Annotated in this window: 11 protein-coding genes; 2 read left to right on the forward strand and 9 right to left on the reverse strand. The window is 73.9% G+C overall.

The annotated features are described in order from the left end of the window. Positions 1-171: 171 nt before the first annotated feature. The 9 genes from CS0771_RS26590 to CS0771_RS26630 all read right to left on the reverse strand — a co-directional run bounded on the left by CS0771_RS26590 (position 172) and on the right by CS0771_RS26630 (position 11,291). On the reverse strand, positions 172-2,652 hold the full coding sequence (locus CS0771_RS26590) for a glycosyl hydrolase-related protein (RefSeq protein ID WP_212843544.1): 2,481 nt from the start codon (positions 2,650-2,652) through the stop codon (positions 172-174). After that, the gene (locus CS0771_RS26595; RefSeq protein ID WP_212843545.1) at positions 2,649-3,341 is read right to left on the reverse strand and encodes an N-acetylmannosamine-6-phosphate 2-epimerase; all 693 of its coding nucleotides are present in this window, start codon (positions 3,339-3,341) and stop codon (positions 2,649-2,651) included. Before CS0771_RS26595 ends, CS0771_RS26590 begins: the two co-directional genes overlap by 4 nt. Before the next feature lie 11 nt (positions 3,342-3,352). Further along, complete coding sequence (locus CS0771_RS26600; RefSeq protein WP_212843546.1) at positions 3,353-5,032, reverse strand: FAD-dependent oxidoreductase; 1,680 nt, start codon at positions 5,030-5,032, stop codon at positions 3,353-3,355. After that, entirely contained in the window at positions 5,029-6,492 is a 1,464-nt protein-coding gene (locus tag CS0771_RS26605) for a DUF4127 family protein (protein ID WP_212843547.1), read from the reverse strand. The genes CS0771_RS26600 and CS0771_RS26605 overlap by 4 nt, the downstream gene beginning before the upstream one ends. Then, positions 6,489-7,445 (reverse strand): ROK family protein, encoded by a 957-nt coding sequence (locus tag CS0771_RS26610; RefSeq protein WP_212843548.1) that lies wholly within the window; start codon positions 7,443-7,445, stop codon positions 6,489-6,491. Before CS0771_RS26610 ends, CS0771_RS26605 begins: the two co-directional genes overlap by 4 nt. Beyond that, complete coding sequence (locus CS0771_RS26615; protein ID WP_212843549.1) at positions 7,442-8,164, reverse strand: GntR family transcriptional regulator; 723 nt, start codon at positions 8,162-8,164, stop codon at positions 7,442-7,444. The genes CS0771_RS26610 and CS0771_RS26615 overlap by 4 nt, the downstream gene beginning before the upstream one ends. Then, complete coding sequence (locus CS0771_RS26620; protein ID WP_244871045.1) at positions 8,161-8,997, reverse strand: carbohydrate ABC transporter permease; 837 nt, start codon at positions 8,995-8,997, stop codon at positions 8,161-8,163. The genes CS0771_RS26615 and CS0771_RS26620 overlap by 4 nt, the downstream gene beginning before the upstream one ends. Beyond that, a complete protein-coding gene (locus CS0771_RS26625) occupies positions 8,994-9,881 on the reverse strand; it encodes a carbohydrate ABC transporter permease (protein ID WP_212843550.1) in 888 nt (295 codons plus the stop codon). The genes CS0771_RS26620 and CS0771_RS26625 overlap by 4 nt, the downstream gene beginning before the upstream one ends. A 96-nt stretch (positions 9,882-9,977) precedes the next feature. Then, on the reverse strand, positions 9,978-11,291 hold the full coding sequence (locus tag CS0771_RS26630) for an ABC transporter substrate-binding protein (RefSeq protein ID WP_212843551.1): 1,314 nt from the start codon (positions 11,289-11,291) through the stop codon (positions 9,978-9,980). A 250-nt stretch (positions 11,292-11,541) separates the two neighbouring features. On the opposite strand from CS0771_RS26630, the gene CS0771_RS26635 reads away from it, so the two are divergent. Both CS0771_RS26635 and CS0771_RS26640 read left to right on the forward strand, forming a co-directional pair. Beyond that, complete coding sequence (locus tag CS0771_RS26635; protein ID WP_212843552.1) at positions 11,542-13,929, forward strand: glycoside hydrolase family 10 protein; 2,388 nt, start codon at positions 11,542-11,544, stop codon at positions 13,927-13,929. 70 nt (positions 13,930-13,999) lie between these two features. Continuing rightward, entirely contained in the window at positions 14,000-15,232 is a 1,233-nt protein-coding gene (locus tag CS0771_RS26640; RefSeq protein ID WP_212843553.1) for a DUF3370 family protein, read from the forward strand. The last annotated feature ends 406 nt before the right edge of the window (positions 15,233-15,638 follow it).

Genomic DNA, 15,638 nt, shown 5'->3' on the forward strand with positions numbered 1-15,638 from the left:
CTCGGTTGAACCAGGCTGTCTGCTTCATCCTCGCCGCTCCTGGTCCGGGACGAGAGTCGTACCGGATAGTTGCGTCGATTCGCGCATCGATCAGTGGGCGGCGCCGATCACCTGCGGTCCGGGAATGGACGTCATCCGCCGGCCGGCGGATGACGTCCATTCCCGGCCGCGTCAGCGCACCCGCAGCGAGCGCACCTGGTAGGGCCCGAGGGCGAGCGCGCCGGGGTCCGGATCTCCGGTCACCGGCTCCTCGGCCAGGGAGCATTCGCCGGCGACCCGGCCGTCGAGCCCGCCGACGACGGCTGTCATCGCCAGGCCGGTCGGGTTGGCCACGCGCAGCACGAATCCGTCGCCGTCCTCGGCGGGCTTGACCGCTGTCACCACCGCGCCGGACACGGCGATGCCATCGACCGGCGACGGCACCGGGCTGCCGAAGCGCAGCTGCCAGGCCCGCAGCGGGGCCCGGTGCAGCCCGGCGGCATTCGCCATCTCCAGTTCGCCGGTGTCGAGCACGACACCGATCGCCGCGGTGACCTGCCGCAGGCACTGGGCTTGCGGTGTCGGCAGCTGCGGCCCGGCGCCGGTGGTGCGCGAGCGCAGGTCGGGCCGCGACAGCCAGCCGGTGGCTCGCAGCACGGTGACGGCGAGCTCGGGAGCGGCGGCCGGGAGCAGCCCCTGCACCTCGGGCAGCCCCGCGGTCAGCAGGCCGAGCCCGCCCGCGGCGGCCCAGCCGTGCACGGGCGCCACGGCGCAGTCGGCCTCGTACGCCCGCTCGGTGGGCAGCGGCCCGAGCGGTGCGGACAGCGGCCGGTGCAGCACGGAGAAGTGAGTGTCGGCGGCCCAGTCCTGGGCCGGCCCCGTCGGGAAGTGCGCTCGCAGCCGGTGGTCGCCGACGGTGTTGTCGAAGGCCACCGTCCAGTCGAGGCGCTCGACGCCACGCCACAGGGTCGCGGTGACGGTCACCGCGACCGGTTCGCGCGGCACGGCGCGGGCGGACCGGTCGGCGGACAGGCCCCGGGGCAGGTCGAGCACGGCGTCGACGTGCCAGACCCGGCGCACCGGGGTGGCCTGCGCGCGCACCGCCGTCACCCGAGGGCTGATCTGCTCGTCGTCGCGCGGCGGATCGTAGTTGTAGGTGTCCCCGGCGTCGCCTCCGTCGACCAGCCGCGCCAGCCCCGGCAGGACCCGGCCGGTGCGGGTGTCGGTGAGCGTCAGCGACGCGTCCTGCGCGATCTCGACCTGCCAGGGATGCGTGAGCGGCTCGGCCTGCGCGGCCGGTGCGTCGCCGAGCAGGACCTGGTAGCCGCGCCGGCCGCTGGGGCCGACCTCGGCGACGAACAGCAGCCGGTGGCGGGCGGCGGGCCTCGTGTCGGGCGGCAGGTCCAGGTCGGCGCAGAACAGCGGCGTCTGCTCGGGCTCGGAAACCTCGAACGGCACGTCGGCGCCGTCGGCGTCGCGCAGGCCGAGCACGTGGCGGCCGGGTGCGCTGTACACGTCCAGCTCGACCGGGCCGCGCACCGGCCGCGGGTGCGGGTTGGCCACGAGCACCGACAGGCTGTCGGCCGACGGCTCGCCGTACAGGCGGGTGTCCAGCCCCATCCGCTGCAGGGACCGGGCGAGCAGGTGTTCGCCGACCTGGGTGGCGCGTTCGAAGCGGACCTCGTTCTCGCGGTGCACCTCGTCGACCGAACAGCCGCAGATCGAGTCGTGCGGGCTGTTGGCCAGCAGCAGCTCCCATGCGTGGCGCAGCATCCCGGTGGTCGAGCCGGTGGCGTCCGTCTGCGCGAGATAGGGCTCGACCCACGACTCCAGCAGGGTCTGCACGGCGGCGTTGGCCTGCTTGAGGTACATACGCGACGACAGCGTGCCGGGCAGCAGGAACGTCAGCCACCCGCCCGGGTGGCGCAGCTCGCCCTCGATGACCGGGGCGCTGTCGCGGTCGTGGCCGGGGTCGGCGAAGAACTGGGCGAGCGTGCTGTGCGTCAGCGCGGGGTCCTGGCGGTCCAGCGCCGGCGCGAGGTGGTCGGCGCCGTTGAGCAGCAGCTGCGGCCCGTCGCCGGCCCGGTCGCGCTGCTTGGCGGCGTAGGCGGCGACCCGGTCGGCGAGGCCGTCCTCGTTCCAGAGCACGTCGGGTTCGTAGTAGCACTGGTTGACGGCGTACACCTCGGAGCCGTCCGGGGAGCGCCAGCGGAAGCGGGCGTGCTCCGGTGGCGCCCCACGCCAGACCAGCGCGGTGTCCAGGCCGAAGCCGCGCAGGATGCGGGGCAGGTCGGCGGGGTGCCCGAACGAGTCCGGGCAGTACCCGACGGTGGCCAGCCCGGCGCCGCCGGCGACCCGGCGGGCGGTGAGCAGGTTGCGGATGAGGTTCTCGCCGGAGACGAGCTGGTTGTCGGCCAGCACGTGCCAGGGGCCGATGGACAGGCGGCCGGCGCGGGCGTGTTCGCGCACCCGCTGGGCCAGTGCCGGATCGACGGCTTCGACGTCGGTGACGGTGACGGTCTGCCCGTCGAGGTGGAACGAGGGCAGCCGCTTGTCGTCGAGGGCGTCGCAGACCTGCGCGACGAGTTCGACCAGGCGGGCCCGGAACGCCTCCATGGGGCGGTACCACTCGCGGTCCCAGTGGACGTGGTTGACGACGTGCAGGGTGGTCATTGCTGCTCCTGGCGCAGTGCTGCGGCGAACCGGGCGGTGATGTGCGACGGGCGGGTGATGGCGGTGCCGACGACGACGGTGTGCGCGCCCAGCCGCAGCGCCGTCGCGCACTGCGCGGGGGTCGTGATGCGCCCTTCGGCGGCGAACGGGATGCTCAGCACCTCGGCCAGGCGGGCGACCAGGTCCAGGTCGGGGCCGTCGGGCGGTGGCTGGGGTCCGGTGTAGCCGGACAGGGTGGTGCTGACGATGTCGACGCCCGCGTCCTGGGCGGCCAGCGCCTGGGCGAGGGTCGCCACGTCTGCCATGATCATCATCTGGCGGCGGCGGCGCAGCTCGGCGACCGTGGAGGCGAGCGTGTGCCCGTCCGGGCGCGGCCGGTCGGTGCCGTCGATCGCGACGATGTCGGCTCCGGCGTCGGCGACGGCGAGCGCGTCGGCGACGGTCGGGGTGATGTAGACGCCGTCGCGGCCCTGCTTGACCAGGCCGATGAGCGGGGTGGTGGGCATCGCGGCGCGGATCGCGGCGATGTCGGCCAGGCCTTTGGCGCGGATGCCTACGGCGCCGCCGTCCGCGGCGGCAAGGGCCATGGCGGTCATGTGTGCGGGCGCGTCGAGGGGCTCGCCGGGCTCGGCCTGGCAGGACACGACGAGCCCGCCGCGCAGCGCGGCGAGGGTGTGCAGGCTGGTCATGGTCGCGCCGATCACCGCAGGCCCGCCAGCGCCGCGCAGGCCCGTTCCCGCCAGGTGGCGGCCCCGGACTCGGTGGGCGCGCTCAGCCCGAGCGCGGTGCGCACCGCCGCGGCGGCGGACTCCAGCGCCGCCGCGTCGGCGGTGCCCGGCTCGTCGTCGGGGTGCACGTGCAGGCCCGCGGCCAGGTCGGCTTCCAGGGCGCCGTACGCGGCCAGCAGGTGCGCCGCCGGGTACAGCTCGTCGCCGGAGTCGACGTCGGCGATCCAGGACAGCGGCACGCCGTGGCGGGCCAGGTCGTGCTGGGCGGTGGCCAGCAGCCCCGGGGTGTCGACGACCTGCCGGGCGCTGCTGCCGGAGGCGCATGCGACGGCGGCGAGCGCCCCCGCGGCCTCACCCACGGCCCACTCGCCGGCGTGGACGCGGTAGGCGGCCGCGGCGATCTGCGTGGCGGCGAGGTTCTTCGCGCCCATGAGCAGGTTGGACACCTGCCCGGCCAGGGCGCGGGCCGGGATCGTGAACGGGGCGGTCTCCTGGTAGACCGGCGCCGGGTGGCCGGTGCGCTCGTGCAGGTCGATGTGGTACCAGGCGATGCCGACCGCGCCGTCCAGGTGCCGGGCGCGGGCCCGGCCGGGGACCGGCAACAGGTCGTGGCCGGTGACCGGCCGGTCGTGGCGCAGGCGGCGGGATTCACGCAGGTAGGGCGCGGCCGCGTAGCCGTCGGTGGTGCCCGCTTCGGCCGCCGCCAGGCGCAGGCCGGGGTAGCCCGTGCCGCCGTCCTCGCGCGGCGCCTCGGTGCGCAGCCAGTGCACGAACGCGGCGGTCAGCTCCCGCCCGGCCTTCTCCGCGCCGACCGGGTCGCCGATGGGGTCCTGCCCGGCGCAGTCGTTGCTGGCCCAGTTGAGCACGATCAGCTCGGGACGGTCGGCACGCAGGCGGCGGTAGGTCCAGAACGGCGGCTTGCCGTCGGGGCCGTCGGTGAACATGCGGTAGCGGTGCACGCCGCCGTCCCAGCCGGCGATGTCCAGGCCGCAGTGCTCGCGCAGCTGCTCGTAGCGGGCCGGGGCCGGGCCGGGGTCGTCGCCGTCGTGCTCGGGGTGGTAGGTCAGCAGCGCGCACCAGGTGAACGACTGCTGGGCCAGGGGATCCGGGCCGCCGGGCACGGCGTGGGGTTCGGCGTACGCGTCGAAACCCTCCGAACCGACGGACCAGTCCTCGCCGGACAGGGGCAGCAGGTCGCCGCGTTCGGAGGCGTCGACGAACACGGTCGCGGCCAGCCGGGTGCCGTCGCTGAACTCGATCGCGGTGATGGTGTCGCCGTCGCGGTCCGCGCTCACCGGCGCGGCGTTCACGCGGACCTGCACACCGTGCTCGGCGAGCAGCTGCTCCATGACGGACTGGCCCACGGCGGGCGGGAAGCACAGGCGGCTGACCCAGCCCTCGCCGGGGTTCGCCGCTCCGCCGCACGCGGCGCGGATCCGGTCGCGCAGCAGCCGGTAGGACGCCGACGCCCCGAACGTCTCCACATGCGGGTGCTCGTCGAGGGCGCTGACCAGCTGGGTGGTCACCTGCCCGCCGATGCGGTCGAGCTCCTCGGTGAGGATCACCGACGCCCCGGCGCGGGCGGCGGCGATCGCGGCGGCCACCCCGCCGAGCCCGCCGCCGACCACGACGACGTCTGCCTGCGTTGTCATTGCTCCTGCTCCACATCGATGTCGATCTCGAAAGTGCGCCGCCACGGCAGCGCGACGCTGCCGGGCCGAATCCGCCAGCCGGGCACGGGGTCCAGTTCCCGCCAGCGCGCGGCGACCAGGTCCTCGATGCGTGCCTCGACGCCGCTGCCTGGTGCGACCTCGTCGTGGCGGGTCGGGTCGGCGCCGCGTTCGGCGCGGATCACGGCGCGGGCGTGGGACATGTAGCCGTGGTCCTCGGCGATCCGGTGCGCCAGCAGGCGGGCGTGGGCGCGCCGGTCGAGGGTGCCCGCCGCGCTGCCCGCCAGGTAGGCCACCAGGTGCGCGGCGGCGGTGCCGATGCTGTTGCCCGCCGTGTTCCAGCCCGCGTATCCGGCCAGCCGTGCCGGCAGCCCCCGGCCGGTCAGCTCGGCCAGCAGCGCCGGGTCCGCGCCGTTAGGGGCCGCGCAGTCGGCCAGCGCCACGGTCCGGCCCTCGCCGAGCAGGCGCTCGACGAGCGCGGCCGTCGCTGTCGCGGCGGCGGTGTCCGGTTCGTCCGGCGGGTTGACGGCCCAGTCCACGCCACCGGCCTGGGGCGCGTGCACCACCAGCACCGCCGGGGCGTCCGGCGCCACGCGGGCGCCCGCGGCGGCGAGCTGGCTGGCCGCCCCCGCGCCGACAGGCACCGCCTCGTAGGGTGCGACCCGCTGCAGGCTGGCCGGGTCGGCGCAGGCCACCGACACGGCCGGGGACAGCCCGGCGGCCTGGGCCAGGGCGCGGGCGGTCAGCACGGTGGCGGTCTCGTCCGCGCCGGGGTGGGTGAGCACCGCGCCGTCCGGCTCCAGCCATCCCGACCAGGCGCGCAGCCACTGCCATTCGGCGGTGCCGACGGCGTCGGCCGAGGAGTCGTCGGCGCCGATGACCAGGGTGCGCAGCACCCCGTCGGCGGCCAGCTGCAGCGCGTGCTGGTTGAGCAGGTGGTTGCGGTGGCGGCGGCGCAGGAAGTCGCGGCGCGCCGCCGCGGGCACCGGGCCGGGGTCCGGCGGTGCGACACGGTCGCGCAGCGCCCGGTGCAGGCCCGCCGAGTAGCGGTGCAGGGCCCGGCCGTGGGTGGCCCAGTAGGCGGGCTCCTCGCCGTCGTCGTCGGCGTCGGGGGTGCGCTGCACGACCGTCGCGGCGTGCACCGGATGCGCCAGCCCCGTCAGTGCCTGCCAGCGTTCGAGCACGGCGGTGACGGGCTCGTCGCTGAGCCGGGAGGCGATGAGCCCGCCGTGGCCCAGCGTCTCCAGGCACACCACGGCCGCGTTGGCGGGCGTGCCGCGCAGCCAGCGGGAGATGGCGTCGGCCTGGCCGGGGGTCTTCTTCTCCGGCAGCACCGGCCGTGGCGGGGTCAGCACCCGCGCTCCGGCCACCGCGGCGACCAGGCGGGGCAGTTTCAGGCAGGCGGGGCGGTCGTCGAGCGGGACCAGCGCGACGGTGATCACTGCGGCTCCAGGGCGACGGCGGCGGCCCCGAGCAGCGCCGCGTCCGCGTCGAGGGCGGTGGCGAGCACGGGAACGTCCGAGCGGATCGGCATGGCGGCGGCGTGGGCGGCAGGCACGGCCGCGGCCAGCAGTTCCGGCACGGCCGCGCCGCCGCCGACGACGACGGCAGCCGGGTCGAAGGTGTTGATGAGCCCGCCGATGACCGCGCCCAGCGCTGCGCCCGCCTCGGCGAGCACCGCCACGGCGAGAGCGTCACCCGCACGCGCGGCGGCGACGACATCGGGCAGGGTGACGGCCCCACGCCGGTCGATCGCTTCGGGCAGGGCGGCGCTGCCAGGCTGGACGGGGACGTCCGACTGCGCGGCGTAGCGGGCGGCCATCGCCGGGCCGCTGGCGACGGCTTCGAGGTGGCCGGGCGCGCCGCACGGGCATGGCAGGCCGGCGGCCTGCGCGACGGGGATGTGGCCCAGGTGCCCGGCCGCGCCGCGCGAGCCGGTGATCAGGCGGCCGCCGCTGACCACTCCGCCGCCGATGCCGGTGCCGACGGCGATCCCGACGACGTCGCGCAGCCCTGCGGCGCTGCCGTACGCGGTCTCGCCGAGCACGAACGCGTGCACGTCGTTGACGCTGCGGCCGGGCAGCCCCAGCAGCGCGGTCAGGGACGCGGTGACGGCGGTGCCGTCCCAGCCGCCGATGGCGCCGGTGGCCGCGTGCACGACACCCGCGCCGTCGACGACCCCGGCGACCGCGGCGCCGAACGCGACGGGCGCCAGCGGGCTGTCCGCCCGCAGCGCGTTGACCAGGGCCGCGGCCTGCTGCAGCACCGTCGCGCCGTCGGCGTCGACCGGGGTGGGCGCCTGCGCGCGGGCCAGCACCTGCCCGTCGTGCACCAGCGCCGCGGCGGTCTTCGTGCCGCCGATGTCGATGGCGGCGACGACCGGGCCGGGGCTCATGTCGTCCTCCGGGTGACGGTGATGCGGTAGTGGTAGCGGTCGGCGCGGTACACCGACTCGCCCCGCTCCACGGCGCGGCCGGACGCGTCGAAGGTCACCCGGGTGACGCGCAGCGCCGGGGAGAACGGCGGCACGCCCAGCAGCGCCGACTGCTCCGGGTCGGTGACGGTCGCGCCGATGACCTGGTCGGCGTGGTGCGGCGAGGCGCCCCGGGCCGCCAGGGTCTCGTACAGGGAGCCGCCGAAGCGGGACTCGTCCACACCATCCAGCACGGACGCGACGATCCACACCTGCTCCACGCACATCGGGCTGCCGTCGGCCAGCCGCAGCCGCTCCAGATGCACCACCGGCGTACCCGGCGACAGGCCCAAGTCGCGGGCGACCTCGGCGCTGGCGGGCACCCGCTGCCAGGACAGCAGCTTCGATCCCGGCGTCAGCCGCCGGGCCTGCATGTCCTCGGTGAACGAGGTCAGCGCCAGCGACTTGGCGATGGTGGCCGGGTCGGCGACGTACGTGCCCGAGCCCTGCTGGCGGTAGACCCAGCCCTCCTCCTCCAGCCGCCGCATGGCCTCGCGGATGGTGGCCCGCGACACCTCGTACCGGCTGGTCAGCTCACGCTCGCTGGGCAGCGGGTCGTGCGGCTGGAGCACGTTCTGGATCTCGCCCAGCAGCCGCTGGTAGATGACCTCGTGCTTGCGCTCGCCTGGCATCTGCGTCATCCTTTGACGCCCCCTTCACCGACTCCGCGGAAGAACAGTCGCTGCAGCCCGAGGAACACGATGATGAGCGGCAGTACGGCGATCATCGTGCCCGCGGCGATGGTGCGCTGGTCGTTGGTGAACGTCCCCGACAGGTACTGCAGCCCGATGGTGAGGGTGTAGTTGTCGGGGTCCTTCAGGACGATCAGCGGCCAGAGGAAATCGTCCCAGGCGAACAGGAAGCTGAACACGGCGACCACGGCCAGCGAGCCGCGCACGCTGGGCAGCGCCACCCGCCAGAACCGCGACCACTCGCCGGCGCCGTCGATGACGGCGGCCTCCTCGATCTCGCGGGGCAGGGCCAGGAAGCCGGTGCGCAGCACCATGATGGACAGTCCGGTGATCGCGCCGGGCAGCAGCACCCCGGCCAGGGTGTCGACCAGGCCGATGCCCTTGACGGTCAGGAACACGCTCACCATGATCACCTCGAAGGGCACGACGAGCGAGGCCAGCACGGCCGCGAACACCGCGCCGCGGCCGCGGAAGCGCATCCGGGCCAGGGCGTAGCCGGCCATCGCGCCGAACAGGCAGTTGGTGAGGACGTTGGCCACGGCGACGATCAGCGAGTTGCCGGCGTAGCGCCAGACCGGCACGGTGTCGGCGACCGCGGCGTAGTTGGCCAGCGTCGGGTGCTGCGGCAGCCAGGTCGCGTCGGCGCCGTAGATCGGCTCCTGGGCGCCTTTGAGGGAGGTGAGCAGCTGCCAGGCGAACGGGCCGAGGCTGACCACGACCATCGCGCACAGCAGCAGGTAGCGTCCGCCGCGGCCGGCGAGCATCCGCAGGCGGGGGCTCATGCGTGGGCTCCTTCCTCGTTGCGGCGGCGCAGCTTCAGGCTCAGGGCGGAGAAGGCGAGGGTCCCGGCGAGCAGGACCAGGCTCAGCGCGGAGGCGTAGCCGATCTCGCCGTCGACGCCGAGGCCGACCTCGCGGATGTAGAACACCATCGACTTGGCCTCGCCGCCGGGGCCGCCGCTGCCGTCGCTCATGATGTAGATCTCGGCGAAGATCTTGGCGGCGGAGATCGCCGACAGGGTGCCGACCAGGACCATGGTGGGGCGTACCAGCGGGACGGTGACCGACCAGAACCGGCGCACCGGGCCCGCGCCGTCGACGGTCGCGGCCTCCAGCACGTCGCCGGGCACGTTGGCCAGCGCCGCCAGGTAGATCACCATGTAGTAGCCCAGGCCCTTCCAGATGGTGACGAGCATGCAGCTGAACAGCAGCAGGGTGCTGTCGGTCAGGAAGGGCAGCGGCTCGGCGACCACCTTCAGCCGCAGCAGCACCGCGTTGACGACGCCGTCGCTGCGCAGCACCCAGCTGAAGATGAGGCCGACCACGACCATGGACGCCACGACCGGGGTGTAGAACAGGGCGCGGAAGGCGCCGATGCCGGGCAGTTTGCCGTAGACGAGCATCGCCAGCAGCAGCGGCAGCAGGACCAGGGCGGGCACGACGACCAGCATGTAGGTGACGGTGTTGCCCAGCGCCTGCCAGAAGTCGGCGTCGGTGCCGATGCGGGCGAAGTTGGCCACGCCGTTGAACCGCCCGCCGCCCAGGGCTCGGGCGTCGGTGAAGGCGAGCACCGCGGTGTTGGCCAGCGGGCCCCACATCACCAGCGCGGCCAGGGCCAGGGCCGGGGTGAGGAACAGCCAGGGGACGTACCAGCGTCGGCCGGTCATCGGTGTCTTCCTTCCTGGGGTGGGCCGGCCGGAGTCAGGGCGCTCCGGCCGGCCTCGGGGTGTTCACCGCGCGGGGCGCGGCGGGGTGGTGCGGTCCTACTTGGCCAGCAGCTTGTTGGCCTCGGCGACCGCCTCGTCGAGGGCGGCCTTCGGGTCGAGGTCGCCCTTGACCGCGAGCTGGATCTTGCCGATGACGGCGGCCTTGGTGCGGTCGTCGAACTGCACCGGGGTGAGGTTCTGCGCCTTGGCCAGCTGAGCGGCCGACAGCTTGCGGGCCAGTGACTCCGGGGTGCCGTCGCTGATGTCGGTGAAGTACGGGTCCGACAGCGACGAGGTCGTCGACGGCAGGATCGTCACGATCTTGGCGAAGGCGAGCTGGTTCTCGGCGTTGGTGACGAACTTGGCGAACTCCAGCGCCAGGCGCGGGTTCTTGCCGGCCTTGGGGACCAGCAGGCCCATGACCGACATGTTGGTGACGCCGGTGGGGCCGGACAGCTGCGGGCCGACGACGGTGTTGGCGGCGACGGCGGGGGCGTTCTGCTTGACGACCTTGAGGAAGTTCGGGCCGGACGGGAACAGGGCGGTCTGCCCGGCCGAGTACGCCTCGGTGGCCTTGGAGTGGTTCTGGGTCAGCCAGTCGGCGGCGATGGCCTTGCCCTGGTAGAGGTCGCGCAGCTTGGTCACGTACTGCACGGCGGCGTCGGTGTTGAACGTCCAGGCGCTCTGGTCGGCGTTGAGCAGCGGCACGCCGAGCTTGGCCAGGTCGGTGATGAAGCGGTTCTCCAGCGCCGGGTGCACGCCGTAGTAGGCGCCCTTGCTCACCTCGGCGATCTTCTTGGCCTGGTCCAGGGCCTCGTCGATGGTCGCCGGGGGCTTGGCCGGGTCGAAGCCCGCCTTGGCGTAGAGGTCCTTGTTGACCATGGTGACCTCGCTGGTGAGGTACCACGGCAGCGCGTACCCGCCGGGCTGGCCGGGGACCTTGAACGCGTCCCAGGCGCCGGGCACGTAGGCCGGTTTCACGTCACCGGCGTTGGCCTCCAGGTCGAAGAAGACGCCCTGCTTCTCCAGCTTCTGGGCGAAGTTGGGGTTCAGGTTGACCACGTCGGGCAGCGTGCCGGCCTGGGCGTCGGTGGTGATCTTCTCCTGGGCGCCCGCGAACGGCAGATCGATCCAGTTGATCTTCGTGCCGGGGTGGTCGGCCTCGAACTTCTTGATCAGGCCGTTGATGTACTCGTCGAAAGTGGGCTTGAGCGCCAGGGTGGCGAACGAGATCTCGCCCTTGAGTTCGCCGGCCGGGATCTTCCCGTCCGGGGTGGCCGTCTCGTCGGAGCCCAGGCCACAACCGGCGGTCGCCAGCGCGAGGCTCGCCGTGACTGCCGCGGTCACGAACCAGCGACGGGTTCGCATCATCGCGTCTCCTCATCTCCAAGAACACAAGTGGTACGTTCCATTTCTGCCGTGAACCTATGTCACCGACCGCCGGGGGCGTCAAGTGTGACGACGGTCACATGGCCTTTATCAGGCGCCATTTACGTGCCGTAATGCTCAGCTCAGGCGGTGGATGACAGGAGCCGGCGACCCGCTCCAGGCGCAGGAGTCGCATTGACTTATCCGGACCACTTTCCAATGATGTGGCGCAACTCATGGGAGGTATGGACCAGTGTTCCGCTTACCGCACGTCGCCGCTCTCACCGCGGCCGCCACGATGGCCGCCACCGTGGCGCTGACCAGCGGCGATTCGGCGTCAGCCGCCGCACCCGGCACCCCGCAGGTCACCGCCGCCGACGGGGCCGCCGCCGAACTGGACGCGATCAACCCGTCCAGCCGCGCCGCCGGGGTACTCGCCCTCTACACGCCCGAGTTCGGGGCCGAGACCCGCACCAACGCCTTCGGCGGCGAGGCCGTCCTGCGCGCCACCGCCGACCGGGCCGTCTACGAGGTCCTCTCCGTCTGCACCGTCTTCGACAAGTGCCCGTCCCCCGGCAACAACGCCATCCCGGCCGACGGCGCCGTCCTGTCCGCCTCGCCACCGGCCACCGGCGGCACCGACGACCGCCGCTACCTGCGCGAGCACCTGCGGCCCGGCGATCGGGTCCGCATCGACAACCTGTACCTGCGCACCGCCGTCACCACGCTGACGGCCGTCGACCCCACCGCCCAGAACAACCCCGGCGGAGTGGACCAGACCACCGGCCAGTGCTACCCCGGATGCCGCGGCGCCGAGCAGCTCGTCGCCTACACCGACGCGAGCGGGCGGGCCACCACCGGCACCAACGACTACGGCTACGAGGTCGTCGTCACCGGCGGCCGGGTCACCGCCCGCGGCGGCAACAACCGCGCCGTGCCCGCCGGGGCCATGGTCCTGTCCGGGCACGGCAGCCGCGGCTCGTGGCTGGAGACCAACGCCGTGATCGGCGCCGCCGTCAGCCTCGACGGGCTGAACCTCGCCGTGACCATCGATGCCGACGCCTACCTCACCGACGCCGACAACCAGATCGGCGCCGCGCAGGCCGCGCTCACCGCCGCGCAGGCCGCGTGCGCCCGCATCGACGCGGACAGCGTGCGCAGCGCCCTCGACCAGGCCCGGACACTGCGCACGCAGGCCGCCGCCGCGACCGGCGAGGACGCCGCCGCGCTGGCCCGGCAGGCCCGCCACCAGGCGCAGATCGCCGGCTACCGCACCCGCCCGGCGCGGGCCGCCGAGGGCCGCGGCATCTGGGTGCGCCCGATCGAGACCACCGAAGCCCAGATCACCGCCACCCTGGACCGCCTCGCCGCGGCCGGGACCAACCTCGTCTTCCTGGAGACGGTCTGGAACGGCTACACGATCTACCCCAGCGCGGTCGCCGCCGACCACGGCATCCCCGCGCAGAAGCCCGAGTTCACCGGCATCGACCCGCTGCGGATCTGGACCGAGCAGGCCCACCTGCGCGGCATCGAGCTGCACGCCTGGGTGCACACCTTCTACGTCGGCGTCGCCCCCGGCGGCGCGCCGGTGCTGGCAGCCCACCCCGAGTGGGCGGCCGTCGAACGCGAGGACGTCGGCAAGACCGGCCCGCAGCCGTCGCGGATGGAGCCCGGCTACTACTGGATGGACCCGGCGATCCCCGCCGTGCGCGAGTACACCACCAGCGTGTTCCGGGAGATCCTCGCCGGCTACGACGTCGACGGGCTGCACCTGGACTACATCCGCTACCCGGTGTCGCTGCCCTACGGCGCGGACTTCTCCTACAGCGACCACACCCGGCAGCGGTTCGCGGCCGAGCACGGCGCCGACCCGTACACCCTGGACCCTGCCTCGCCGCTGTGGCCGACCTGGAACCGCTGGCGCGAGAACGTCGTCACCACCTTCGTCGAAGGCGTGCGCGCCATGACCGACGAGGTCGCCCCGCAGGCCAAACTGTCGGCGGCGGTGTTCGCCGACCCCACCGACGGGCTCAACAAGAAGTTCCAGAACTGGGGCGCCTGGGCCGACAAGGGCTGGCTGGACTTCCTCACCGGCATGTCCTTCGGCACCTCGGCGACGTCCGTCGGCGCCGACACGGCCGTCATGCGCGCCCGCGTCGGGGACCTGCCGCTGTACACCGCCACCTACGGCCCGCTGCGCGGCTCCGCACCCGACCTGGTGCTCGACCAGATGCAGGCCGTCGTCGACAACGACTCCGACGGCGTCGCGCTGTTCGCCTACAACCAGCTGTCCGCCCTGCAGCAGGAGGCGCTGCGGGAGGGCCCGCAGCGCAACCGCGTCCCGATCCCCCACGCCGACTACGCCTACGCCGCCGCCACCGGCATCGGCGCGGCCCGCGCCGAGGTCCTCGCGGCCGCGACGTGCGCACCGGTCGAGGTCAACGCCCGCGTATCGGCCCGGCTGCTGGCCGCCCAGGTCCTGACCGCCGCACCGCTGGGCCTGGGCCGCGAGGCCGCCCAGCGGCTGCTCACCCAGGCCCGCGCCGATCTGGAGACCGCCGGCGTCCAGCCGGCCTACGCCGCCAGGCTCCGCCGCGACCTGGCCATGTACCAGCGCTGGCTGACGCTGTCCGCCCGCTGACCCACCGGGGGCGCGACGCAACGGCGCGCCGCGCCCCCACCCCTTCCCGGTTCACCAGAGAGGCTCGACGATGCGCCACCGAACCACCGGAACCCTGCTCGCCGCCCTGGCGATCCTGCTGGCCGCGGCCTCACCCGCGGCAGCCGACACCACCGTGCCCGACACCGCCTGGACCACGGGCGCACCCGCCGGACCCGGCGGCACCGTCGCCCTGGCGAACCTGCGCCAGCTGCCCGGAGCCGTCACCGGCAGCCCGATCGTGGTCAGCAACAACCCGGAGACGTTCACCGGCAACGGCTGGCTGATGCTGCACTCGCGCACCACCCCCGCACGCGGCGGCGCGGCCACCCCGCTGTCGGGCACCTTCCCGCTGTACCTCTACCACCAGAACGGCACGTCCACCACGCGCTACCTGCACGTGCTCATCTCCAACCCGAACGCCTCGCCGGTCACCGTCACCGTGCGCGGCGCGGCGTACACCAACGCCCAGAAGCCGCTGACCGCCGACCCGGCCCAGCGCGCGGGCACCGGCCCCTGCTACGCCGTGGCCGACGCGTGGACCCGCGGCACCACCACGACCTACCTCAGCGGCGCGTCGGTCGCCTCCGGCAAGGCCGTGCAGGCCACCCGGATCACCATGGCCGCCGCCAACATCGCCGACGGCCGCTTCGAGATCACGGCCAGCGCCGGGGTGTACGTGTACACGGTCGTCACCGGCGACGGCAGCACCACCACCGCGACGAACCTGTCCCAGCAGAACGCCTCCTGGGCACCGGGCAACATCGCCTCCGAATCCCCGACCACCTACGGCCGCGAGGCCGGGGTGTACGCCACCTCCGCCTGGGACACCGGGCAGGTCACCCTGCCGCTGCCCGCCGCCGGGCGGCACCTCGGGCTGGCCGTCAACACCACCGCCAAGCAGGAGCCGACCCTCGACCAGACCACCGCGGGCCTGGCCACCATGAGCGACTCCTCCACCCGCAGCTGGGGCAACTACGGCCACCGCTACACCGTCCGCCTGGTGCTCCAGAACCCGAGCGCATCGACGCGCACGGTCAAGGTCACGTTCGCGTCCAACCTCGTCGCCGCCACCGACGTGCCGGGCAACACCTGGAACGGCCCGGCGACGGTGGCCGTCGACGGCTCCAGCACCGTGCAGACCCTGTACACCCGGCCGACCGCACCGCTCGACCAGATCGGCACCTACGCCGTCGGTGCCGGCGCCAGCCGCACCCTCACCCTGACGTTCTACGTGCCGGGCCTCATCACCGCCGGGCAGCAGCTGCTGCTCGAGACGGTGTGAGCCGCGCCGGGCGAACACCCTGAACACCGGAGCTGCCGGGCGATCGACCCGGCAGCTCCGCCGCACTCCACGCGCCACTCCGCCTCGCCCGCCGAGCCGCTCGCCGCCTACCGGCCGCAGCTGCGGCCGCCCGCCGACTGGGTTCGGTGTTGGGCTACTGAGGTCAACACGGCTGCGGCCCGGATGGTGGCCACCTTCGAGGCGGTGTACGGGTACCCGCCGGGCGTGAACGGGGTGCTTCTGGCCGGCGCCGATGATCGCGTCGCCGCCGACCGCTACCGAGCTGACCCGCTGTCCACACCCTGGATGGCCGACTACTATGACCTCATCGCCGAGGTCAGCCTGCCAGACGTCGGCAACGGCTATTTCATCCACAGCGCCGCCACTGCCCTAGACCTACGGGACG

The organism is Catellatospora sp. IY07-71, from assembly GCF_018326265.1.
GTDB lineage: Bacteria > Actinomycetota > Actinomycetes > Mycobacteriales > Micromonosporaceae > Catellatospora.